Source organism: Zemynaea arenosa (assembly GCF_004614185.1).
Lineage (GTDB): Bacteria > Pseudomonadota > Gammaproteobacteria > Burkholderiales > Burkholderiaceae_D > Telluria > Telluria arenosa.
The window spans coordinates 1-3462 of record NZ_SPVF01000266.1 but is presented as its reverse complement, the minus strand read 5'-3'; the positions used below and the strand labels follow the sequence as shown (position 1 = coordinate 3462).

Genomic DNA, 3462 nt, shown 5'->3' with positions numbered 1-3462 from the left:
GCCACGGGCTGCCGGTGGCGCGCGCCCAGCTGGCGGCCCAGCTGCCCGATACGGCCGCCCGCCGCCGCCCCCGCAGGCGCGGCAGTATCCGTCGAGGCCTCTGCGGTCGGTGTGATGTCGTGATTCAAGAGTTTTCGCCGGACCCTGTGCGTCCGGCGCCTTCTTTCAGGCCATGCTGTGCCACGGCCCGGATGAGTTCTGGTTATTGCAGCCGATGATAAAAGCTGGCGCTGCGCCGCACTGTGCGCTGGCGTACTCACCGGCCGAGATTCAATCGTGCGCGCCTGACCCCGCTTCTATACTGGACAGCCTCCTTGAAGAGCATGCGACAGAACCATGGCCAAAGCAGCGCATCAGGCAGCGGGCGAACCCAGCGGCACCAAGGCCGTGTACGCGGCGCTGGCCGGGAATGTTCTCATCGCCATCAGCAAATTCGTCGCGGCCTGGTTCACCGGCAGCTCGGCCATCCTGTCCGAGGGCGTGCACTCGCTGGTCGACTGCGGCAACGAAATCCTGCTGCTGTATGGCCTGCGGCGCGCGCGCCTGCCCGCCGATGCGCGTTTCCCGTTCGGGCATGGCAAGGAGATCTACTTCTGGAGCTTCGTGGTGGCGCTGCTGGTGTTCGCGCTGGGCGCGGGCGTGTCGTTCTACGAGGGGGTACACCACCTGCGGCACCCGACCACGGTGGAAGACGCGTGGATCAACTACCTCGTGATCGGCGTGGCGATCGTGTTCGAAGGTGCGTCGTGGATGGTGGCCTTCCGCGAGTTCCGGCGTGGCAAAGGGGACAACAGCTATGTCGAGGCGGTGGAACGGGCCAAGGACCCGACCACCTTCACCGTGCTGTTCGAGGACAGCGCGGCCCTCCTCGGCCTGGTGGTCGCCCTGATCGGCGTGGCGCTCGGGCAGGCCACGGGGAACCCGGTGTGGGACGGTGCGGCCTCGATCGTGATCGCCTTCATCCTGGCGGCGACGGCGTTCTGGCTGGCGCGCGAGACCAAGGGCCTGTTGATCGGCGAGAGCGCCAACCTGGAAGTGGTGGCGGGCATCCGTGCGTTGCTGGAAGAGCAGAAGCAGATCGACGATGTCAACGAAATCCTCACCATGCACATGGGGCCTGATTTCATCCTCGTGAATATCAGCCTGCACGTGGCCGATGCGGCGGGGCGCGCGCAGGTGCACCAGCTGTTTCACGATATCGACCGCGGGATCAAGCAGCGCTATCCCAAGGTGCGGCGCGTGTTCATCGAATCGGTGGTCGACCCGGACGCCGAGCATGTCGTGCCCCTGCCGCCGCTGGAAGGCGAGGACGAAGCAAGCTCGCATGACTAAAAAAAACGGACCGGCCCTTTCGGGTGCGGTCCGCAAGAACGGATCTTTTGCGAGGCGTCAGGCGGCGAGCGGGTGATCGTCTCCCTCGGCCACGATGGTCCCGGCCAGCGCCAGGCCGCCGGTCAACTGCCACGCATTGCGATACCCGAGGCGGTGCAGGCACTGGGCCGCCTGCGCGCTGCGGTTGCCGCTGCGGCAGAAGAACACCAGCGGCCGCGCAGGGCCGGACAGCCAGTGCGGCAGCTGCGCCGCGAGCTGGGACAGCGGCACATGCACCGGCTGGCGGCCATGCCATGCCGGCACCGCGCCGGCCAGCGTTTCATGCGGCTCGCGCACATCGACCAGCTGCGCATCCGGATGGGTGGCCAGGAAGTGGCCGAGGACGGCGCCGTCCAGGTGCGCCAGTGCGTCCATGGGCGGCACCGCATCGCCGGCAAGGCGGGGCTGGGCACGCAGCTGTTCGGCCAGCGCATCGGGCTTGCGCGCTTCGGCGGCCAGCGTCGTCACCGGGGGCGCGCCCGCGATGCGCGAGGCGCACAGGATGGTCTGGCCGTGCATGATGGTCGCGAGTTCGCGCGCAGCGGCACGCAGGCGCGGGACCGGCAGGTGCGCGGCCAGGCCGCCGGGCAGCAGGGCCGGGCCGGTGAAGGCGTAGCGTACGTGGTCCGCGGCCAGTCCCGCATCGCTGCGCGGGCCGACCAGGTAGCCGGTACCATCGAGCACACCGTCAATGCGCGGCACCCGGGCCAGCACCAAAGTGCCCATCGAGACGGCATGCACCACGGCGCCGCCGCTGAGGGTGACGCTCTCGCTGGCGTCTGGCCAGCCCAAGGCATCCGAGCTCTCGGCGCGGTACAGGAGGCCAGCGAGTGCGCGCGACAAAGCGTCGCGAGCCTGCTCGAATCCTTCATACGCATGGGTGGCGACGATGGCGCGCAGCGGTGCCCGGCCACCGCGCACCAATGCAGCGATGCGCGGCACCAGCTGCGGCAGCGGATCGATCACGACGTGGGCGGCGGCATCCCGCACCAGCCAGGTGCAGGCGCCATCGGCATTGAGCTGCACCACGGCGGCGGGAGCGTCGGCGCGGGCGCTGTCCGACAGCATGCCGCAGTCGCGCAGCGCCTGGCCGCAATGGCGGATGCGCGCGCAGGCGTCATCGATGAAAGCGTCGTCGACGGCGGGGCCGTAGGACAGGCGCACCGCGGCGCCCGAGCGCCACGCGGGCAGGCCCATGGCGTCCAGCACGTGGCTGGGCGCGGCCTTGGCGGCGGAGCAGGCGGAGCCCGAGCTCACGCGCACGCCGGCGGCGTCGAACAGTTCCAGCAGTTCGCGGCTGGTCACGCCGGGCACCGAGAAGTTGATGGTGGTGGGCAGCGCGTATTCGAAGGGCGCGTTGAACAGGATGCCGGGGAGAGCCTCTTGCAAGGCAGCGGCCACGCGCGCGCGCATGTTCGCCAATTCGTCGTGGGTGCGGAAGGTACCGCCCTGCTCCAGGGCTTCCAGCACCGCGCCGAAAGCGGCGATCCCCGCCATGTTCTCGGTGCCGCTGCGCTGTCCACCTTCCTGGCCGCCGCCCATCATCAGCGGCGTGAAAGGCGCGCCTTCGCGCACGTACAGCATGCCGATGCCCTTGGGCGCATACAGCTTGTGGCCCGAGAATGGCGCGTAGTCGATGCGGCTCTGCCCCAGCTTGAGAGGCAGCTTGCCGAGGGCCTGCACGCAGTCCACCATCCACAGCGCACGCGGCGCCAGCTCGGTGAGCACGGCGGCGATACCGTCCAGGTCCGAGATCACGCCGGTCTCGTTGTTGGCGGCCATGGTGCACACAAGGGCCGTCTGCGGGGCCAGCTCGCGCAGCACGTCGAGCCGGTGGCGGCCCTGGTCATCGACCGGCAGCGGACGCAGTTCCAGCCCGGTGCCGAGCAGGCGGTTCCAGTGCGCCAGCGCTTCGGGCACGGCCTTGTGCTCCGTGGCGCCGTACAGCAGCAGCGTGCCGGTGGTCTCGCCGGCCGTGCGGCGCTCGCGGATCGCGGCCAGCGCGGACAGGATCGCGGTCTGGATGCCTTCCGTGGCGCCGCTGGTGAACATCAGGCGGCCGCCGGGTGCACCGAGCACGCGGCGCGCGCG

The 3462-nt window shown here is 69.8% G+C and carries 2 protein-coding genes; one reads left to right on the top strand and one right to left on the bottom strand.

Annotated features, from left to right (window positions below; all coding sequences use genetic code 11):
• The first annotated feature begins 336 nt into the window (after window positions 1-336).
• The gene (locus E4L96_RS21870) at window positions 337-1332 is read left to right on the top strand and encodes a cation diffusion facilitator family transporter (protein WP_135209341.1); all 996 of its coding nucleotides are present in this window, start codon (window positions 337-339) and stop codon (window positions 1330-1332) included.
• Between the two features lie 57 nt (window positions 1333-1389).
• Here E4L96_RS21870 and E4L96_RS21865 read toward each other — a convergent pair.
• Window positions 1390-3462, bottom strand: a 2073-nt coding sequence (locus E4L96_RS21865) for an aminotransferase class V-fold PLP-dependent enzyme (protein WP_135209340.1), incomplete at its 5' end; no start/stop codon positions are given.